Consider the following 19,552-nt stretch of genomic DNA (forward strand, 5'->3'; position numbering starts at 1 on the left):
TGGGGATTATTTTATCCAAAAAAGCTTAATTTTAAATATACTTAGCAGTATTTATGTAATTTGAGATATTATTTATTTTATAAAAATTTATTTTTGTTGTGATTGTCCGTTTTGAATTGTCTTCTAATGTTATTTCTTCTGTAAAGAATTTTCCAAAAGAGTAAAATTCATCAATTAAATATGAGATAAATCTTTCTACTTTTTGTTTATCAACTTTTAAGTGATTGTTCTTTAGAAAATCAACCACTTCATTTGATGTTTTTACTTCTTTGTTTATTGAGGGGTGAGAATAAAAAGCATCTCCAAAATGGTAAACTGGTTTTGAATACATCATAGAGATGAGTCCAACTCCTGAATTTATTAAAACAATAGAATCACAAAGTTCTATTAAATCTTTAAAATGGGTGTCATCATCAACATAAAATAATTTGTCTTCATAAAGTCTTTGGGTTTCCAAAGGGTGTTTCTTTACTAAAACAAGCCAATTATCTTTTAGTTTATTTTGAATATCAATAATATTTTCAAGAAAGTTTTCCATTTTTTTAACATTTTTAGAAAAATATTTTATAACGGTGTCTGAGGGTCTTTGTAAAGGAACAAAAAGTATTTTTTTATTTGAAGATATATTTAGTTTTTTTCTTAACTTTTCTTTGCCTATTCTTTTAGATTGTTTTTCCAAAGAGCTTTCGCTTTTTATCTCATTTTGAATATATTCTTGTACTTTTTGCTTTTTTAACAAAGATAGGGGTTTATCCCAATATTTAGGGTGATAGGAAGTGCTTTCTGCATTAAATCCATTTGGATCAAAAAACCAAGAGTTTGGTAAGGCTCCCCTATCAGAAATCAAAAGTTTTATATTATTTTTTTTTAAATATTTATATATATTTAATCTTTTTTCATTTTGAAAAGGGTTTTGAATAACAACAATATCTATTTTATTTGTTTTTATAAAATCTAATATATTTTTCGTATTTAAATCATATTCGTTAAAAGTAAATTTTTTCTTAAAAAATATATCAATATCACATAAGGCTTTATATTCTTTTTTCCATAAATAAAGTACATTCATAAAATATTTTATCTTTTAAAATCATCATCAAGTCTTACTATATCATCTTCACCGGTATATTCACCTACTTGTGCTTCTATAAGAATAATTGGTATTTTACCATCATTTGCTAATCTATGAACTTCGCCCATTTTTATATATGTTGATTCATTTGGTTTTAAATAACTTGTTTTATCTCCAATTGTAACAGTAGCTATACCACTTACAACTATCCAGTGTTCATTTCTATGGTAGTGTTTTTGTAAAGATAATCTTTTCCCTGGTTTTACTTCAATTTTTTTTATTTTATACCCTTTAGTATCTTCTAAAACAGTATAAGTTCCCCAAGGTCTATGTACTTTCAGATGTATATTTTGAAGCGTGTGGTCTAAATCTTTTAATTTTTTTACAATTGTTTTTACTTTTTGAGAGCTTCCTCTTTTTGAGACTAATAAAGCATCTGCTGTATCAACTATAATCAAATCATCTACATCAATAGTAGCAATTTTTCTTTCTACTCCATAAATCAAATTATTTTTAGAATCACAAGATATATGGTTTGGATTTTGAGTATTGCCAGATTCATCTTTTGGCAATTCATCATACAAAGAATCAAAACTTCCTAAATCTGTCCATTGTATATCGGAAGGTATAACTTTAACTATTGAGCTTTTTTCCATAACTGCATAATCTATACTATCTTCAGGTATTTTTTCCATATCTTCAAATTTAATTCTTATCATCTCATCATTTTTTGCATTTTCATATGCTTTTAACGAGGCTTCATAAACCTTTGGAGAGTATTTTTTAAGTTCATCTAAGAATACTCCTGCTTTAAAACAAAACATACCACTATTCCAAAAATAGTTGCCATGTTCAAAATATAAATTTGCAGTTTTTTCATCTGGTTTTTCATGAAAAGCTTTTACATCAAAATCATTTGCTTCTATATATCCAAAACCTGTTTCAGGGTATGTTGGAGTTATTCCAAAAGTTACTAAGTTATTTTGTAAAGCTAACTCTTTTCCTGATTGAAGTACTTTTTCATATTCTTTTTGATTTTTTATTAAATGATCACTTGGGGTTACTAATAATATTTCATCATAAGCTAATGCAAAACAAGCTAAAGCTATTGCAGGTGCTGTGTTTCTAGCTAGTGGCTCTAAAAGATATTTTGAGTTTTTTGATAAATCTAATTCTTCTAATTGATCTAATGCTAAAAAATATTGTTCAGAATTTGATACAATAAAAGTTTGTGAACATAAACTTTTATTTCTTTTTACGGTTGATTGAAATAGTGATTGATTGTCAAACATTTTTACAAATTGTTTAGGCATCAAAGTTCTACTAATAGGCCATAACCTTGTACCATTTCCACCACATAAAATTATATTAGTCATATATTATATACCTGTTTTTTATTGTTTAATTATATAAAGATAATATCTAAAAACTTCTTTTTGAGAGGTTAATAGTTTGTATAAACCTTTCTTTATCAAAAGGTCAAACTTAGCAATTTTTCTTGATAAAATAGTGCTTTTTCTTTAGTATCTGCTTCAAATCTGGTAACTAGTTTTGGTGTAGTATTACTTGCTCTAATTAAACCCCAACCATCTTCAAAAACTACACGTACTCCATCAACATCAATTATGTTTTTAATTTTTGGAAAATTTGAAGGGGGATTTTTTAGTTTTTCTTTTAATTCATCGATTATAACGAACTTTTTCTCTTCTGTTGTATTTATATTAATTTCATCTGTAGAGTAAAGTTTTGGCAATTTTTCATACTCTTTGTCATAATCAAAACCATTTGATACAAGCTCTAAAGCTCTAAGGGTAGAATAAATAGCATCATCATAACCAAAATATTTATCATTGAAAAAGATATGACCACTTACTTCAGCAGCAAAAGAGGCATTTGTTTCTTTGATTTTTACTTTTAAATTACTATGACCTGTTTTATACATAATAGCTTTTCCATAACTATTTATAGTGTCATACATAATTTGTGAACATTTTACTTCACCTACTACTATAGGATTTTTGATAAATCTAGAAAAGAAGATAGCTAGAACATCACCTTTAAAGTTGTATTTGTTGGATAATACGGCTATTCTATCTGCATCACCATCGTATGCAAAACCTAAAGTAAAATTATCATTTTTTAATTCTTTTTTTATATCTTCTAAATTTTTTTCATCACTTGGGTCGGGGTGATGATTCGGGAAAGTTCCATCTGGTTTTTCATATATTATTTTAGAATTTATATTTAGATTTTCAAGTACTTCTCTTAAAAGCGAGCCTGCTGCTCCATTTCCACAATCAAAAATAAATTTTTTATTTGTAAGATTTAAATCTTTAAATTCATCTACTAGATAATTTATATATTGTTTTTTTGCATCAATTTTTATATCTTTTTCATTATTAGGTATTTGAATATCACTATTTAATACTTTTTCACCTAAAGCATAAATACTATCTCCAAAAAAAGGTTGTTTATCAATTGTAATTTTAAAGCCATTATATTCAGGTGGGTTATGGCTACCTGTTATCATAATAGAAGCAGATACAAGTTTTTCTTTAGTATCTTCTTGGGTGAAAAATTTAGTATAATTTGAAAAATAATTAACAGGAGTTGGAACTAAGCCCATAGTTAAAACTTCTAATTTAGCTTCATTTATACCGCTAATAAGCCATTTTTCTAATTGTGGAGAATGTGTTCTAGCATCATACCCTACAGAGATATATTTTGCATCAGGGATTTTATCTTTTACTTCTAAAGCAAAATAGAAACCTATTTTTTTAACAGTACTTTCATTTAATTCTGTAGAAAAAATACCTCTTATATCATATTCTCTAAAAATATTTTTTGTCATAAATCTATCCTAAATTTTTATTTTACTATGAACCATGGGTTTAGAAGATTTTCTTTATTATACATTAAAGGTATATTTTTTTCATACTGGTATGTCATTTTCCCAGCTATTCTAACTATAGCATCGGCTGCTGCTGTATCCCATTCCATTGTGGGCGCCATTCTTGGATAAATATCTGCTATACCTTCTGCAACCATGCACAGCTTAAGGCTAGAGCCTTTAGAATTTGTAGTTAAAAGAGGGTATTTTTTAGTTAATTCATCTATAAACTCTTGTGTTTCTTTTGAAAGGTGTGATTTACTTGCAACTACTGTAAAATTCTCATCACTATTTTTTGTAAATGGTAGTTTTTTATTATTTTTAAAGGCCCCTTCATTTTCCTTTGCCCAATATAAATCTTCAATAGCAGGAGCATAAACTACACCTAAAACTGGTTTGTTTTTATAAATAAGTGCAATATTAACTGTAAATTCACCATTTTTTTTGATAAACTCTTTTGTCCCATCTATTGGGTCTATACACCAATAATATTCCCAATTTTTTCTTTCTTCATATTCTACTTGTTTATTTTCTTCTGACATAATTGGAATTTGAGGATAAAGTTTTTCTAAGCTTGAACAAATGAGTTCATTTGATAACTTATCAGCTTTAGTTAAAGGGGAATTGTCAGCTTTAAACTCCACTTCAAAATCTTCTTTGTATATTTCCATAATAACATCACCAGCTTTTAATGCTATGTTTTTTATATCTTCTATTTTTATATCATCAAATTGCATAATCGTTTTCATTTCCTTGAATATATCCATATTTTATTAGATAATTTATAATTTTGTCTACAGATTCATTTATTGTTAAGGCATCAGTATTTATTGATATTTGGGGCTCTAAAGGGGCTTCATAAGGGGAATCTATCCCTGTAAAGTTTTTTATAGCTCCATCTCTTGCTTTTTTATATAAACCCTTTGGGTCTCTTTTTTCACAAATCTCTAAAGGGGTATTAATAAATACTTCAATAAATTCATCATAACCAACAAGAGATCTAGCTATTTGTCTATCTGATTTAAAAGGGCTTATAAATGCTGTTAGGGTGATTAAACCTGCATCTACAAAAAGCTTACTAACTTCCCCTATTCTTCTGATATTTTCAACTCTATCTGTTTCACTAAAACCTAAATCTTTATTTAATCCATGTCTTATATTATCACCATCTAAAAGATAAGTTTTTATACCTCTATTAAATAGTTGTTTTTCAACTGCATTAGCTATTGTAGACTTTCCTGAACCACTTAGTCCTGTAAACCAAAGGATACATGGCTTTTGGGAAAGAAGTGTGATTCTATCATCTTTATTAACATTTTGTTGATGCCAAACAATATTTTCTTCCAATTCATGTTTTTTCATATATTTATTTATTCCTATAAATTAATTGCTATAATAGATTTATACTATAATAAATCACTTTACACTTTTGTTAAAATGGGAAAAAGATAGGAATCAAACCCACTACCAATAAGGAGTAGAATATAGATACAAAAAATCCTGATTTAATAAAAGTTTTAAAATTATAATCACCTACAGCAGAAACCATAAGATTAGTTTGATAACCATAAGGTGTCATAAAACTTGCACTTGCTCCATAAGCTACAGCAAAAATAAAAGGGGTTACATCTACACCTAAATTTGTAGCAGTAACATAAGCTATTGGAAAACTCAAGGCTGCTGCTGCATTATTTGTAATGATTTCAGTTAATATGAAAGTTAATAAATAAATAGAGATAAAAGATCCATATACACCAAATGAACCAAAACTTGAATTTAAAAAATATGCCAAGCTATCAGCCACTCCACTATCTATCATAACAGAAGCTATTCCCAAAGCAGAACCAATTATAATAACTAATTCATAAGGAAATCTTCTTTTTATTTCAGAAATATCTAAAAAGCCCAATAATAGATATAAAACTAACAAAATAAAAAGACCTTTTATTAGGGGCAAAATATTTATTAGACTAAAAAGCAGTACAGTGAAAAAACTCGCAACAACAAATATACTTTGTTTGAAATCAAGTTTTTTCTGTATTCCAATATCTCCTAAAATATAAAAATTCTTTTTTAAGTTGTCTCTTTTGTAGAAGTTATTTCCTACTGCTAGTATTAGATTATCTCCTATTTTTAAAGAGATATCCCCTATTTTAGATGATAAGCTTTCGTTACCCCTTTTTACAGCCACAATAGAAGCATCAAACTTAGTTCTAAAGTTTGATTCTTTTACTTTTTGACCTATTAAGTTTGATTCATGGGAGATAATAACTTCAACAAGGTTTTTTGCTTCATGTTTATTGTGTTCTAATATTAAACCATCAAAATGGTTTAATATCTCCACATGTTTAATATCTCCACTAAACACTAAGATATCATTAGCTTTTATAATCTCATTTGGATTAACAGGAGAGATATTATATCCATCTCTTATAATTTCACTTAAAAATAGGTGTTCTAGGTTTCTTAATTTATTTTCTAAAATTGATTTACCAATAAGTTTAGAGTTTTTATCAACTTTTGCTTCTAAAAAATAGTTTTTCTCTTCTTTTAAATCTTTTGTCTCAGGTAAAAATCTTGCTATAAAAAGTAATACAAATCCACCAATAAGAGCAATGGGAATGCCAACATAAATAAAATCAAAAAGCTTTAAAGGCTCTAAGCCTTGTTCTATTACAAATCCATTTACTATTAAATTTGTTGAAGTACCTACAAGAGTGATTGTACCACCAAATATTGCGGCATAAGACAAGGGTAATAAAAGTTTTGAAGGTGCATGAAATCTATTTTGTCTAATTACACTTATCATTGAAGCTACAACAGCTGTATTATTTAAAAATGCAGAGAAAAATGAGACTAAAAAACTCATTTTTATCAGTGATTTATTGTATGATTTTGAAAAAATCTTGTTTGAAAGAGATGCTATAAATGTTGTTTTTTCAAATACGATTGAAATAAGTAATAAAAGTAAAAGTGTAACTAATGATTTATTTGTAAAATTATTTAACATACTTTTTACTTCAATTAAATCAAAAAAATAATAAATTAAAACCAAACCAAAAAATAATAAAGCTGGTTTTATTCTATTTTTTGCCAATAAAACTAATAGTATTATTATTGAAAGAGCAACAAGTATCTGCACTATATCTCCTTGCAAGCTTACGCAGGGCAGTTTCTTCTAAATTAAAACTTTTGTAATTATAATCGAAGCTTGTATTGTACCCTAAAAATACTAAAGTTTGTTTATCAGAATTTAACTATCACTATTAAAAATATCTCTTGTATAAACCTTCTTTTTCACATCCATAATCTCTTCTGAAATTCGATTTGCAACAATAATATCTGATTTTTTTTTGAATTTTTCTATATCTTTAATAACTTTTGAATTAAAGAAAATATTGTCATTTAAAGCTGGTTCAAATATTATTACTTTTATACCTTTTGCTTTTAATCTTTTCATAACTCCTTGAATTGCAGAACTTCTAAAGTTATCACTTCCACTTTTCATAACAAGTCTATATATGCCAACGACTTTATCAGTATTCATATTTTCATTTGTAGTTAAATTTAACTTCTCAATAATTGATTTAGCTATGAAATCTTTTCTTGTATTATTTGCATTTACTATGGCCTCTATTATATTTGAAGGAACATCTTTATAGTTAGCCAATAATTGTCTTGTATCTTTTGGTAAACAATAGCCTCCATATCCAAAGCTTGGATTATTATAATGATTCCCAATTCTTGGGTCTAATCCTACACCTTCAATTATATCTTTTGTGTTTAAATTATGTGTTTGTGCATAAGAGTCTAATTCATTAAAATATGCAACTCTCATTGCTAAATAAGTATTAGCAAAAAGTTTTATTGCTTCTGCTTCTGTTGAGTTAGTATATAAAATAGATATATCTTTTTTTATTGCACCTTGGGCTAAAAGATTTGCAAATATTTCTGCCCTTTTTGATTTTTCTCCTACAATGATTCTACTAGGATACAAATTATCATGTAGGGCTTTACCTTCTCGTAAAAATTCTGGAGAAAATATTATATTTTTGCAATTAAACTCTTCTTTTATTTTTTCAACATATCCTACTGGAATTGTTGATTTTATTACCATAACTGTATTTGGATTAATATCTAAAACATCTTTTATAACATATTCAATTGATTTTGTATTAAAATAGTTTGTTTCAGGGTCATAATCAGTAGGTGTTGATATAATTACAAAATCAGCGTTCTCATATGCTTCTTTTTTATCTAATGTAGCTTTAAAATTTATATCTTTTTTTTCTAAATATTCTTGTATCTCTTTGTCTTCAATTGGTGAGATTTTTTTATTTATTAAATGAACTTTTTCAGGGATTATATCTAAAGCTATCACTTCATTATTTTGAGCTAATAATAATCCGTTTGATAAGCCAACATATCCTGTCCCTGCAATTGCTATTTTATAGCTTTTCTTTTCCACCATTTTCTTCTCCCAAAGTCTTTAAAACATCTTCTGCTTTGATTTGTTTCATACAATCATGGTGACCTAAAGGACATTTTCTTTTCATACAGGGAGCACAATCCAGATTTTTTGTTATTATTGTTTCATTTGGATTATTCCATTGATTTGTTTCTGTAAATTTTGTTGGTCCAAATATTGCTACAGTTTTTATTTTGAAAGCTGCTGCAATATGCATTGGTCCACTGTCATTTGTAACAAACAAATCAAGTCCTGCTATTTTTTCTATTAATTCAGATACTGAAGTTTTTCCTGCTAAATTTTGAAAATTTGTAACTTTATTTTCAATCAATATTTTTTCTATATCAGAAGCAATAGCTGTCTCATTTGGTCCACCAAATAAAACAATATCATAGTTCTTTGACAATTTGGTTGCAACTTTAGCGAACTGTTCTGGATACCAACGTTTAGCACTTCCATATGTTGCTCCAGGGTTAATTCCTAAAGTTGGTTTTTTATATGAAAATGGTGTAAAATTTAGTTTTAAATCTCCTGCTTCATTTTTTAAGTTTAATTTTTTGTTTATAAAATCGTTGTATCTAAGTACTTGATGAATCTCTTTTTTTGTATATCTTTTATATGAAAATGTTTTCTTACTATTAATAAAAAACATCATAAGCTTTGAAGAGAAACTTCTTCTAAAAGAGATTGCAATATCAACTTTTCCAACTTTTTTAGCCAATTTAATTAGGTTTAAATATCTACTCCCACCTTTTTTACTATCATCAACAATTACTTTTTCTATATTGTCAAAGTTTTTTAAAGCTTCTAAAGATACGTAGGAACCCAAAAGTGTAATCTTTGCTTCGGGAAAACTTTTTATAATATTTTCAATAGCGGGAGTTGTCATAATAGCATCCCCCAACCAAGTTGGAATCTCAATAAATATTTTTTTAACCATTGTTTTTAATCATCTCTTTATATGCATAAAATTGTGGGTATTTAACTATTTTACCATCTCTGTTATCAACTAATCCATATCCTGGGGCAATTAACTGATGCCAATAAACTCTTTTTATCTTTTTACTTTTCTTTGCTATATCAAAATACTCTAACATATATTTTGAATACTCTTCATTACTTACACACTCTTTTTCACTTGTTGGTGCATATGGAGCTGTATTTGAAATAGGCCAATTTGTTTCTGTAATATATATTTCATTGCTACATTTTGAAGAGAGTTTAACCAAACTATAAAGTAAATCTATTTTATTTTTTGTATCAAAAAGACCATACTGAGTATTTGATGGGGCACCTCTTCTATCTACATAAAGAAGAGAGCTTACAATATCATACTTAATATTTTGAAAATTAAACATTGCACTTACATTGTAATAATATTCAAAATCTATAACGCTAGGTCCTAAAAGTCTAATTTCTGGGTATTTTTCATCTCTTAAATCTTGTGCACATTTATAAAATTGTAAATACTCAGAAACACTAAAAAATCCCCATTTTGCTCTGTTTATTGTAGATGCTATTTGATATTCAAAAACTATATTCTCAAATTTTTTAAAAACTATTTCCAAATTGTTTTTTAAAAGTGTCAAATCTTCAATATTTTCCCTATCTTGCATAAGGTTTATTAAAATATTTTTTGAGGATTTGTTATTAAAACTTTTTACAAATTCAACATATTCATCTATTTTATCAATCTGCCATAAAGGAACTCTAATAATAAGATTTTTAACACCTAACTCTTCAACCAACTCTTGTTGGGCATCACCCTTATCAAGATTTACCCCTATTCCATAAATATCACTATTATCAAATGTTTTTTTGCCTTTAAATAGTTTCATCACTAAAATAGCAAAAGGCAAAATAAACAATGAAGATAAAACCATTTTAATATAATCTTTAAGATACTTTTTTCGCATCTTTTTTTTATATTGTTTATCTTTTATAATATGAGGTTGATCAGAGTATCCATCCCAAAAAAATGGAGCATTATTCATTAACTAACTCTTTTAGTTTTTTTTCAATTTTAAAATAAACCTCACTGATATAATCTTTTGGAACAATAAAATTATTTTGATTTTCCACTTCACTAATAGTTGCCCATCTTTCATAACTAGCAAATTTTGTATTTCCAAAAAATGAGATAGTTTTTGTATTAACTGCACCTGCTAAATGCATGGGTCCTGTAGAAGTACTAACAAAAACATCTGTAGCACTTAGGTATTTTGTAAACTCAATTAATGACATCTTTGAATCTAGAAGTTTTGCTTCAAAGTCTATATTTTTTGAGATATACTCTTTTGTTTTTTCATCATCTGGTCCAAAAGTGAAAACTATCTCATAAGAACTATCTTTTATACTTTTAGCAAGTCTTAAATAATCATCTAAAATCAAATTTCCATCGCTACTTCCACCAAAACCTGGATGAAATACAACCCTTTTTTCTTTTTTGCTTTCAATATTTAATAAAGGTTTTGAAAACTCTAATTTTATTTCAGGGAAAAGTGCTAAAGCCAAATCAAGATTGTATTGCCATTCTGTTTTTTCAACTTTACTTCTTCTTTGGGTTACTCTTTTATTAAAAAAAAGTTGGGCAATTTTTGTAGCTGGAGCTACTCTTTTTTTGATTTTTGATAAAAATAAAAGTTTCCCTAAATCAGTATCAATATAGGCACTGATACTTGCATCAAATTTTCTTTTTCTTATCTGTTTTTTTGTTTCAAGTAAATCTTCTTTATCAAAAAGAATAACATCATCAATAAAATCAATCTCTTTTGCAAAATTAAAGTTTATCTTTGAAACTAAAGCTGTAATATTTGTACTTGGATATTGCTCTTTAATAGCTTTAAACAAAGGTAAAGTTACAACAAAGTCCCCTATTTTATCATGTCTTGTTATTAGTAAATTCATTTTTCTAACTCTTTATTAGCTTCGTAAAGTTTTATATATTTGTAAAAATTGGTTGCCATATGTGAAAATGCTATTACAAGTCCAGCATAACCATCCATAAAACCTCTTTTTAAAAAATATGTTTTAAAAAAAGAAAATCCACCATTGAAAAAAGCCTTTGTTGGTGAAGATTTTTTCTTCCCTTTTTTATCTTGAGCAAATAAAGTTGAGTATCTATCAAGCTTTATTATAAAATCTGTAATATTTGAATAGGGATAGTGTTTTACTTCTCCACTTAGAAGTTCTACTGTTAAATCTTTTTCTAATACATATTCATGTACTTGATTATCATTAAATGAGGTGAGTTTTCTGTTATAGAGTCTAACTATTTCATCTTTTCCCCAACAATATTTAACTTCACGGTTTTTATAATAATTGCTTCTTAAAATCTTATATACACAACTCTCATCTAAAGAGAGTTTTGATAAATTTAAAATAAAATCTTCAGCTAATACCTCATCAGAATCTAGTGATAAAACCCAATCATTCTTAGCATATGAAGCAGCTTGGTTTTTTGTAGGACCAAATCCAGTGAACTCACCCTCAATAATATTTACATTAGTAAATTGTTGTGCAATTTCTATAGTCTTATCACTAGTATCGTTTAAAAAAAGAACCACATCATCAAATGCGTTTAAACTTTCTAGGGTGTTTTTTATTGTCAATTCTGCATTTTTTGCAATAATTACTAGGGAAATATTTTCAATATTTATCATCTAAATCTTCTTTTTAATAATATCTGCCCAAATTTTATAACCTTTTTGATTTAGATGAATGCCATCCCAAGTATATTCATTGATTAAAGTATTATTTTGGGATAAGTATTTATTTAAATTAAGATATTTAAGATTATTTTTCTCACAATAAATACGTAAAAGTATGTCTAGTTGTTTAATCTTTTCATTCATAACTTCTGCACTAAAACCATAATTATTTTTTCTAATAAAAAGAGTTGATTGAATAATAGGTTTTATACCTTTTTTTTCAAGTTTTTCAATAATATTTTTGTATTTTTCAAAAACATTAGAAACATCTCTTTGAAATAAAAAATCATTTACGCCAATCATTAAAAAAACATCATCAAACTTTTTATCTAAATTTTCAATTCTATTAATTAAACCATAAGAATCACCATTTATTTGTACATCTGTAACATCTGAAGCAACACCTAAATTTAAAACATCGTTTCTATTTAATAAACTTTTCCATTTAGCAGCAGCTGTTATAGAATCTCCTAACATAGCAATTTTATAACTATGATTATCTGGTAATTTCTTTAGTAATTCTTCTTTTGTTTTATACTCTTCAAAATAAATTTTTGGTTGTGTATTTGCAAATAATCCTGTTGTAAAAATTATAAAAAACATCAAATACTTGTAATTAATCATTTATCTTCTCTCCACGCAATTTTTTCTTAAAATTCTTTTTATCTTTATGTTTTTGACTAAAAAATAAACCCTTATTTATTATCTCTTTTTTATCAAAATCTACATATTTTGAATATGCTTTTAATATAATAATCAAGTCTTCATCTTTTGCCCAAAGTTTTGAAAAATTTTTAACTCTTTCCTCAAAAGTTAAATTTTTAAACTTCATCCTATTTATATCAACTATTTTAAAGATATATCCACTTTCATCTTTTTTTATTAATATATTTCCAGGGGAATAGTCTTGATGAAAGATACCATTATTGTGTAAATGAAAAGTAAACTTGGCAAACTCTTCAAAAATTTTATTTTTATCTGGATAGTTTTCGTCCAATAAAGGTTCCCTTATTGTCAAGTCATATTGAAAATTTTCACTCACAAAAAAACTCTTTTCAAATAAAAAATTTTTTCTAAACTCTATATATCCAATTGCTTTAGGAGCAAACTTTCCGATTTTTAAAGAGTTTTGATAAGATTTTTTTGCTTTACTATCTCTAAAAAAACTATAAATTATTTTGTTTAGAAAGTGAGGTATTTTAAAAGATTTTACTACTAGTTTTTCACCTTCAAAATCTATAATTTTTATCTCATTTCTTGCTTTATGTATAGAGGTTTCTGAATTTTTAAAAAAATCTTTTATATTTTCTAAAAACTTTAAATATCTATTATTGATTACACTTTTACTCATCACTCATCTTTTGTTCATTTCTCAAACTATATTTTTGTTTATCTTTTTCTAATATGAAATCAAATAGTTTTTTATTTGTTTCATTCTTATTTGCTTTAAATAGATATTTTAGAAATATATGTAACTTAAGTAGATTTTTTTTAATAAATCCAAAATGCTTATCTACTAATCTAAAATAAGAGATTATAAATTCCCTTTCTACTTTAAAGTTTCTACCAGTACTTTTCCCACATAGATGTATTAAATGTGCATTTGGTTCAAAACAAACTTTTAAACCAGAATCACTAACTCTTTTTGATAAATCTTCCTCTTCACAATAAAGGAAAAAATCTGTATCAAATCCACCTATATTTTCAAAACATTCCCTTTGAAAAAACATAGAAGCTCCACTTACTACTTCAACATCAATAATATTTTCATACTCTTTTTTGTTGTTATATCTTTTTTTAGTAGCTATAAAGTTTGCAAAACCTTTTCCAAAAAATTTTTCTGCTACACTTGGAAAATATCTAAATGTAGTTGTTTTATTTGCATTTTCATCAAAAAGTTGAGGGGAGATTAAACCTATAGAATCATCATCTTTACAATCTTTGTATAATATATCTATAACACCATTTATAAGTAAAGTATCGTTGTTTAAAAAAAATATATAATCAGATTTTGCTTCTTTGAAGCCTAGCATATTTCCGCCAGCAAATCCTAAATTCAATCTGCTTCTAATAAGTTTAATATTATCTATATTTTTTATTACTTCTAATTTTTTATATTCTTCCAGCGAAGAATTATTATCTACTACAATAATTTCATAATTTAGTGTAGTTTTACTTTTAACACTTTCTATCATGTTTAAGGTGTCATTTGAGCTATTATAATTAACAGTTATTATTGACACATCATACATATACTTCTCCATATTTAAAGTTACATTTTAACTACAAAATGATAAAATATAAATAAAAAGGTAACTTTCTTACACATATGAGCAACTACGATAACATAACGATTTCAGTTATAGTTTCTGTATATAAAGATACTGAAGCGCTAGATTTAATCTTACATAGTTTACTAAATCAGACAATTGATGATTTTGAAATTATTATTTCAGAAGATTGCCAATCAACTGAAATGCAAACTTATTTAGAAAAATATAAAGATAATAAAAGAATAACTCACCTTTATCAAGAAGATAAAGGTTGGCAAAAGAATATTGCACTAAATAAAGCAGTTAGACAGGCAAAAGGCGAATATCTTATTTTTATTGATGGAGATATAATTCCATATAGAGATTTTGTGGAAAAACATAAACAAAATATAACCCATAGCAGAATACTTTGTGGGAAAAGGGTTGAACTAGGAAGTTTTTTTAGTAAACTTATAAGAAAAGGGTATTTAAGCACTTATATTGTTGAAAAATTATATTGGCTGTTTCTTCCATTTTTTGCACTTGATAAAGCAAGGCATATTGAAGAGGGATTAAAACTAAAAAAAGATTCTTCTTTGGAAAAAAAATTAAATAAAAAAAGACCAATGATTATTGGTTGTAACTTTTCATGTTTCAAAAAAGATTTAGAGTTTATTAATGGTTTTGATGAGGATTACACTTCTCCGTCAGTTGGTGAAGATATAGATTTAACATGGAGATTTCAACATTTTGATATTGATTCAAAATCAGTTAGATATTTGGCTAATACTTTTCATCTATACCACCCAAGAACATGGAATAAACAAGCAGTTGATAACAACAACAAAATCATGAAACAGAAATGGGACAATGAAGAGTTTATTTGTTACAATGGATTAATAAAAAAACAAAAGGAGAAAGCTTAATGAAAGGGATAATTTTAGCTGGAGGTAGTGGAACAAGACTATATCCAATTACAAAAGGAGTGAGTAAACAATTAACTCCAATATATGATAAACCGATGATTTATTATCCTCTTTCAGTTTTAATGCTAGCAGGGATAAAAGAGATTTTAATAATCTCTACTCCACATGATTTACCAAGATTTAAAGATCTTTTAGGTGATGGTTCAGATTTAGGTATTAAGTTTTCATATGTAGAACAACCAAGCCCTGATGGCTTAGCTCAAGCTTTTATTTTAGGTGAAGAGTTTTTAGCTGGAGATGATGCTTGTCTAATTTTAGGTGATAATATCTTTTATGGTCATGGTATTCCTCAACTTCTTGCAAACTCAATTAAAAATGCAAAAGAAGATAACAATGCTACTGTTTTTGGTTATAGAGTTAATGACCCAGAAAGATATGGAGTTGCGCAGTTTGATGAAAACGGAAATGTAACTTCAATAGAAGAAAAACCAAAAGAGCCAAAATCAAACTATGCAGTGATTGGTTTATACTTTTATCCTAAAGATGTGGTACAAAAAGCAAAACAAGTAAAACCATCAGAAAGAGGTGAACTTGAAATCACAACTTTAAATCAAGATTTCTTAGATGAAGGAAGATTAAAAGTAGAACTTATGGGTAGAGGATATGCTTGGCTTGATACAGGAACCCATGAAAGTATGCTAGAAGCTTCAACATTTATTCAAACAATTGAAAAAAGACAAGGATTAAAAGTAGCTTGTCTTGAAGAGATTGCTTATGAGATGGGTTATATCTCAAAAGAAAAATTAATAGAACTAGCTCAACCACTTAAAAAGAACCAATATGGACAATATCTGATTAAAAGAGCAAATGAAGGAAGAATGACAAAATGAATTTTATAAGAACAGAGATTCCAGATGTAGTTATTTGTGAACCTAAAGTATTTGGTGACCATAGAGGTTATTTTGTAGAAACATTTAGAGAAGATAAACTTGAAGAGTTTTTAGGATTTAAAATAGATTTTTGTCAAGATAATGAAAGTAAATCTTCATACGGAGTATTAAGAGGTTTACACTACCAATTAGCTCCTCATGCACAAACTAAACTAGTAAGAGTTATTACAGGGAAAGTATTAGATGTAGCAGTTGATATAAGAAAAGGTAGCCCTACTTTTGGAAAATATGTTGCTGTTGAATTAAGTAGTGAAAACAAAAGACAACTACTAGTACCTAGAGGTTTTGCCCATGGGTTTGTGGTACTAAGCGAAGAAGCAACTTTTGCATATAAAGTTGATAGCTATTATAGTCCAGAATGTGACAGAGGTATAGCTTTTGATGATAAAGATATTAATATAGATTGGCAAATTCCACATGATAAATTAAGCCTTTCAGACAAAGATACAAAGCAGCCAAAATTTAATGAAACTAGTGATTTATTTGAATATAGCGTAGACTATTATAAAAAATAGTTTATTATTCATTAGTTTTTAATAGTTATAATTTTACAAAAGGTTTATAAAAATGATAAATATTTTAGTTACGGGTTCTAATGGACAATTAGGAAGTGAGATAAAAGCTCTTTCAAAAGACTATAGTTATAATTTCTTTTTTGCTTCTAAAGATAAACTTGATATTTCAAATAAAGATGAATTGGCACAATTGATTGAAAAAAATGATTTTAATGTAATAATAAACTGTGCTGCATATACTGCTGTTGATAAAGCAGAAGAAGATTATGATAATGCAGATAGAATAAATAATAATGCAGTTAAAAACTTGGCTCAGATTTCAAAAGAGAAAGATATAAAATTTATCCATATCTCAACAGATTATGTATTTGATGGTGAAAACTTCAAACCCTATGTGGAAGATGATAAAACAAGTCCTAAAGGTGTTTACGGAGAAACTAAACTAGCTGGTGAAAAAACTATGATTGAAGTAAATCCTTTAAACTCAATCATTATAAGAACATCTTGGGTTTACTCTTATTTTGGAAACAACTTTGTAAAAACTATGCTTAGATTAGGTGAACAAAAAGACTCTCTTGGAGTTATTTTTGACCAAGTTGGAACTCCAACTTATGCAAAAGATTTAGCAAAAGCAATTTTAGATATTGTCCCAACTATTAAAAATGATAAAGTTGAAATATATAATTACTCAAACGAAGGGGTTTTATCTTGGTATGATTTTGCTAAAGAGATTATGAAAATGGCAAAACTAAATTGTAAAATTAATCCTTTAGAAACAAAAGATTACCCAACACCAGCAAAAAGACCACACTATTCCCTTTTAAATAAAGCAAAAATAAAAAAAGATTTTAAAATAAATATCCCTTATTGGAAAGATAGTTTAGATGATTGTCTTAGAAGATTAGAGGTTAGAAAATAATGGTATTAAAAGAGATAGATAGTTTAAAATATGAAAAACTATTTTCTATTTGTATCTTAACTGCAAGGCAAGATGAACTTGAATCAGTTACCCAATCTTTTGAAGAAGCAGGATTTACAGATGAAAACAGCGAATATTTATATATAGATAATATTTCAAAAAATAAATATGATGCCTATGATGGTTATAATAAATTTCTTAATCTAGCTAAAGGAGAATACATCATCTTAGCCCATCAAGATTTACTTCTTGATTTTGATAATGTAGAAGTTTTAAAGCAAAGAATAGAACAGATGAATGAGCTTGACCCAACTTGGGCTATTTTAGGTAATTTTGGATTTTCAAAAGAGAATATAAATAGAAGATATTCAAGAATAACTGACCCTGGTGTTGATAATCTTTTTGAAGGGCCACTTCCTGCAAAAGTTGGAAGTTTGGATGAAAATTTTTTAGTTGTTAAAAATGATGCAAACCTAACTTTATCTAGAAATATTGGGCACTATCATTTATATGGTACTGATCTTTGTATTCAAGCCCAAAACCAAGGGTACTCAACTTATGTTATAGATTTTCATCTAAGACATAAAAGTGGAGGTTTCCCAAATAAAAGTTTTTATGACACAAAAGATAGATTAGTTAAACAATATACAAATGCTTTTAAAAGTAGATTTGTAAGAACCCCTTGTACAATAATCTATATTTCAAACAATGGGTTTTTAAATAAAATTATGAATAAAAAATTTATTTACAGTATAAAAAAAAGAATTGATAAAATAAAAGGAAAGAAATGAAATCAATATTAGTTACAGGTTGTGCAGGATTTATAGGAAGCAATTTTGTACCATATTTTCTAGAAAAATTTGAAGAATATCAAATTATAAACATTGACTTACTAACTTACGCAGGAGATTTAGAAAATCTAAAAGAGTGTGAAGATAATTCAAGATATAAGTTTATTAAAGGTGATATTTGTAATAGAGAATTGATTGAGTTTATTTTTAAAGAATATGATATTAGAGGTGTGATTCACTTTGCTGCAGAATCACATGTTGATAATTCTATTAAAAACCCTGGTGTTTTTGTTGAAACAAACGTAAATGGTACATATACATTAGTTGATGTAGCATATAAATATTGGATGGAGAAACCATTTACTTATAAAGATGAATATAAAGAGTGTAGATTTCACCATATCTCAACAGATGAAGTTTATGGAACACTTTCTTCAGACCCAGAAGATTTATTTACTGAAACTACTCCTTATGCTCCAAACTCTCCATATTCTGCTTCTAAAGCATCATCTGATATGATTATAAGAGCTTATGTTGAAACTTTTGGAATGAATTGTGTTATTACAAATTGTTCAAACAACTATGGACCAAAACAACATGATGAGAAACTAATTCCAACTATTATTAGAAATGCCCTAAAAGGGAACCCTATTCCAATCTATGGAGATGGTAAAAACATTAGAGATTGGTTATATGTACTTGACCATTGTAAAGGTATTGATTTAGTATACCATAATGGGAAAAAAGGTGAAACATATAATATTGGTGGGAGAAACGAAAGAACAAATCTTCAAATTGTAAATAGAATATGTGAAATATTAGAAGAGTATCGCAGTCGTGACTTAATGTCACGAGGAGAAACACAATTAAGTTCCTTCCATAATAAACCATATAAAGAGTTAATTACTTTTGTAGAAGATAGAGCTGGACACGATAGAAGATATGCTATTGATGCAACTAAGCTAGAAAATGAGCTTGGATGGAAAGCAGATGAAAATTTTGATACAGGTATTGTAAAAACTATTCAGTGGTATTTAAATAAATATAAAGGGTAAAGTA

At 27.0% G+C, this 19,552-nt stretch carries 20 protein-coding genes; 6 read left to right on the forward strand and 14 right to left on the reverse strand.

All coding sequences use genetic code 11. From position 1 onward, the window contains the following. Window positions 1-31 precede the first annotated feature (31 nt). From ACKU3H_RS14455 to ACKU3H_RS14520, 14 genes are all read right to left on the reverse strand, one after another. The gene (locus ACKU3H_RS14455) at window positions 32-1,069 is read right to left on the reverse strand and encodes a hypothetical protein (RefSeq protein WP_320034576.1); all 1,038 of its coding nucleotides are present in this window, start codon (window positions 1,067-1,069) and stop codon (window positions 32-34) included. An 8-nt stretch (window positions 1,070-1,077) separates the two neighbouring features. Continuing rightward, complete coding sequence (locus ACKU3H_RS14460) at window positions 1,078-2,448, reverse strand: mannose-1-phosphate guanylyltransferase/mannose-6-phosphate isomerase (protein WP_320034577.1); 1,371 nt, start codon at window positions 2,446-2,448, stop codon at window positions 1,078-1,080. A 95-nt stretch (window positions 2,449-2,543) separates the two neighbouring features. After that, entirely contained in the window at window positions 2,544-3,923 is a 1,380-nt protein-coding gene (locus tag ACKU3H_RS14465; RefSeq protein WP_320034578.1) for a phosphomannomutase/phosphoglucomutase, read from the reverse strand. Between the two features lie 17 nt (window positions 3,924-3,940). Next, window positions 3,941-4,711, reverse strand: a complete 771-nt coding sequence (cysQ, locus tag ACKU3H_RS14470; RefSeq protein ID WP_320034579.1) for a 3'(2'),5'-bisphosphate nucleotidase CysQ — start codon at window positions 4,709-4,711, stop codon at window positions 3,941-3,943. Then, on the reverse strand, window positions 4,689-5,309 hold the full coding sequence (cysC, locus tag ACKU3H_RS14475; RefSeq protein ID WP_320036486.1) for an adenylyl-sulfate kinase: 621 nt from the start codon (window positions 5,307-5,309) through the stop codon (window positions 4,689-4,691). Before cysC ends, cysQ begins: the two co-directional genes overlap by 23 nt. An 85-nt stretch (window positions 5,310-5,394) precedes the next feature. Further along, complete coding sequence (locus ACKU3H_RS14480; protein WP_320034580.1) at window positions 5,395-7,104, reverse strand: SLC13 family permease; 1,710 nt, start codon at window positions 7,102-7,104, stop codon at window positions 5,395-5,397. 111 nt (window positions 7,105-7,215) lie between these two features. Next, complete coding sequence (locus ACKU3H_RS14485) at window positions 7,216-8,433, reverse strand: nucleotide sugar dehydrogenase (RefSeq protein ID WP_320034581.1); 1,218 nt, start codon at window positions 8,431-8,433, stop codon at window positions 7,216-7,218. Beyond that, window positions 8,411-9,370, reverse strand: a complete 960-nt coding sequence (gene waaF / locus ACKU3H_RS14490; RefSeq protein ID WP_320034582.1) for a lipopolysaccharide heptosyltransferase II — start codon at window positions 9,368-9,370, stop codon at window positions 8,411-8,413. Before waaF ends, ACKU3H_RS14485 begins: the two co-directional genes overlap by 23 nt. Then, window positions 9,363-10,424, reverse strand: coding sequence for a hypothetical protein (locus tag ACKU3H_RS14495; protein WP_320034583.1), 1,062 nt, complete (start codon window positions 10,422-10,424; stop codon window positions 9,363-9,365). Before ACKU3H_RS14495 ends, waaF begins: the two co-directional genes overlap by 8 nt. After that, on the reverse strand, window positions 10,417-11,337 hold the full coding sequence (locus tag ACKU3H_RS14500; RefSeq protein ID WP_320034584.1) for a glycosyltransferase family 9 protein: 921 nt from the start codon (window positions 11,335-11,337) through the stop codon (window positions 10,417-10,419). The genes ACKU3H_RS14495 and ACKU3H_RS14500 overlap by 8 nt, the downstream gene beginning before the upstream one ends. Then, window positions 11,334-12,092 (reverse strand): glycosyltransferase family 2 protein, encoded by a 759-nt coding sequence (locus ACKU3H_RS14505; RefSeq protein ID WP_320034585.1) that lies wholly within the window; start codon window positions 12,090-12,092, stop codon window positions 11,334-11,336. Before ACKU3H_RS14505 ends, ACKU3H_RS14500 begins: the two co-directional genes overlap by 4 nt. After that, on the reverse strand, window positions 12,093-12,764 hold the full coding sequence (locus tag ACKU3H_RS14510) for a GDSL-type esterase/lipase family protein (RefSeq protein WP_320034586.1): 672 nt from the start codon (window positions 12,762-12,764) through the stop codon (window positions 12,093-12,095). Then, entirely contained in the window at window positions 12,757-13,491 is a 735-nt protein-coding gene (locus ACKU3H_RS14515; protein ID WP_320034587.1) for a hypothetical protein, read from the reverse strand. Before ACKU3H_RS14515 ends, ACKU3H_RS14510 begins: the two co-directional genes overlap by 8 nt. Continuing rightward, the gene (locus ACKU3H_RS14520; RefSeq protein WP_320034588.1) at window positions 13,484-14,392 is read right to left on the reverse strand and encodes a glycosyltransferase family 2 protein; all 909 of its coding nucleotides are present in this window, start codon (window positions 14,390-14,392) and stop codon (window positions 13,484-13,486) included. Before ACKU3H_RS14520 ends, ACKU3H_RS14515 begins: the two co-directional genes overlap by 8 nt. A gap of 77 nt (window positions 14,393-14,469) precedes the next feature. Here ACKU3H_RS14520 and ACKU3H_RS14525 point away from each other — a divergent pair, with 77 nt between their 5' ends. Genes ACKU3H_RS14525 through rfbB form a run of 6 tightly spaced genes read left to right on the forward strand, consistent with a single transcriptional unit; the run spans window position 14,470 to window position 19,548 of the window. Beyond that, window positions 14,470-15,318 (forward strand): glycosyltransferase, encoded by an 849-nt coding sequence (locus ACKU3H_RS14525; RefSeq protein ID WP_320034589.1) that lies wholly within the window; start codon window positions 14,470-14,472, stop codon window positions 15,316-15,318. Then, window positions 15,318-16,208: a glucose-1-phosphate thymidylyltransferase RfbA gene (gene rfbA, locus ACKU3H_RS14530; RefSeq protein WP_320034590.1), complete on the forward strand. Its 891-nt coding sequence runs from the start codon at window positions 15,318-15,320 to the stop codon at window positions 16,206-16,208. Before ACKU3H_RS14525 ends, rfbA begins: the two co-directional genes overlap by 1 nt. After that, window positions 16,205-16,783 carry a dTDP-4-dehydrorhamnose 3,5-epimerase gene (gene rfbC, locus ACKU3H_RS14535; RefSeq protein WP_320034591.1) on the forward strand — a complete coding sequence of 193 codons (579 nt, stop codon included), beginning with the start codon at window positions 16,205-16,207 and terminating at the stop codon, window positions 16,781-16,783. The genes rfbA and rfbC overlap by 4 nt, the downstream gene beginning before the upstream one ends. A gap of 52 nt (window positions 16,784-16,835) precedes the next feature. Further along, window positions 16,836-17,702: a dTDP-4-dehydrorhamnose reductase gene (gene rfbD, locus ACKU3H_RS14540; protein WP_320034592.1), complete on the forward strand. Its 867-nt coding sequence runs from the start codon at window positions 16,836-16,838 to the stop codon at window positions 17,700-17,702. Next, window positions 17,702-18,493 carry a hypothetical protein gene (locus tag ACKU3H_RS14545; RefSeq protein WP_320034593.1) on the forward strand — a complete coding sequence of 264 codons (792 nt, stop codon included), beginning with the start codon at window positions 17,702-17,704 and terminating at the stop codon, window positions 18,491-18,493. The genes rfbD and ACKU3H_RS14545 overlap by 1 nt, the downstream gene beginning before the upstream one ends. After that, window positions 18,490-19,548 (forward strand): dTDP-glucose 4,6-dehydratase, encoded by a 1,059-nt coding sequence (gene rfbB, locus ACKU3H_RS14550; protein ID WP_320034594.1) that lies wholly within the window; start codon window positions 18,490-18,492, stop codon window positions 19,546-19,548. The genes ACKU3H_RS14545 and rfbB overlap by 4 nt, the downstream gene beginning before the upstream one ends. The last annotated feature ends 4 nt before the right edge of the window (window positions 19,549-19,552 follow it).

The sequence above is a fragment of the Halarcobacter sp. genome, from assembly GCF_963675975.1.
In the GTDB taxonomy this organism is placed as follows: Bacteria; Campylobacterota; Campylobacteria; order Campylobacterales; family Arcobacteraceae; genus Halarcobacter.

Coding starts and splice junctions, on each gene's coding strand:
- rfbD (WP_320034592.1), top strand. CDS start 16,836: ATGATAAATATTTTAGTTACGGGTTCTAATGGACAATTAGGAAGTGAG.
- ACKU3H_RS14510 (WP_320034586.1), bottom strand. CDS start 12,764: ATGATTAATTACAAGTATTTGATGTTTTTTATAATTTTTACAACAGGA.
- ACKU3H_RS14515 (WP_320034587.1), bottom strand. CDS start 13,491: ATGAGTAAAAGTGTAATCAATAATAGATATTTAAAGTTTTTAGAAAAT.
- ACKU3H_RS14520 (WP_320034588.1), bottom strand. CDS start 14,392: ATGTATGATGTGTCAATAATAACTGTTAATTATAATAGCTCAAATGAC.
- ACKU3H_RS14455 (WP_320034576.1), bottom strand. CDS start 1,069: ATGAATGTACTTTATTTATGGAAAAAAGAATATAAAGCCTTATGTGAT.
- ACKU3H_RS14500 (WP_320034584.1), bottom strand. CDS start 11,337: ATGAATTTACTAATAACAAGACATGATAAAATAGGGGACTTTGTTGTA.
- ACKU3H_RS14485 (WP_320034581.1), bottom strand. CDS start 8,433: ATGGTGGAAAAGAAAAGCTATAAAATAGCAATTGCAGGGACAGGATAT.
- cysQ (WP_320034579.1), bottom strand. CDS start 4,711: ATGAAAACGATTATGCAATTTGATGATATAAAAATAGAAGATATAAAA.
- ACKU3H_RS14545 (WP_320034593.1), top strand. CDS start 17,702: ATGGTATTAAAAGAGATAGATAGTTTAAAATATGAAAAACTATTTTCT.
- ACKU3H_RS14460 (WP_320034577.1), bottom strand. CDS start 2,448: ATGACTAATATAATTTTATGTGGTGGAAATGGTACAAGGTTATGGCCT.
- ACKU3H_RS14495 (WP_320034583.1), bottom strand. CDS start 10,424: ATGAATAATGCTCCATTTTTTTGGGATGGATACTCTGATCAACCTCAT.
- ACKU3H_RS14505 (WP_320034585.1), bottom strand. CDS start 12,092: ATGATAAATATTGAAAATATTTCCCTAGTAATTATTGCAAAAAATGCA.
- rfbA (WP_320034590.1), top strand. CDS start 15,318: ATGAAAGGGATAATTTTAGCTGGAGGTAGTGGAACAAGACTATATCCA.
- rfbC (WP_320034591.1), top strand. CDS start 16,205: ATGAATTTTATAAGAACAGAGATTCCAGATGTAGTTATTTGTGAACCT.
- ACKU3H_RS14525 (WP_320034589.1), top strand. CDS start 14,470: ATGAGCAACTACGATAACATAACGATTTCAGTTATAGTTTCTGTATAT.
- rfbB (WP_320034594.1), top strand. CDS start 18,490: ATGAAATCAATATTAGTTACAGGTTGTGCAGGATTTATAGGAAGCAAT.
- waaF (WP_320034582.1), bottom strand. CDS start 9,370: ATGGTTAAAAAAATATTTATTGAGATTCCAACTTGGTTGGGGGATGCT.
- ACKU3H_RS14465 (WP_320034578.1), bottom strand. CDS start 3,923: ATGACAAAAAATATTTTTAGAGAATATGATATAAGAGGTATTTTTTCT.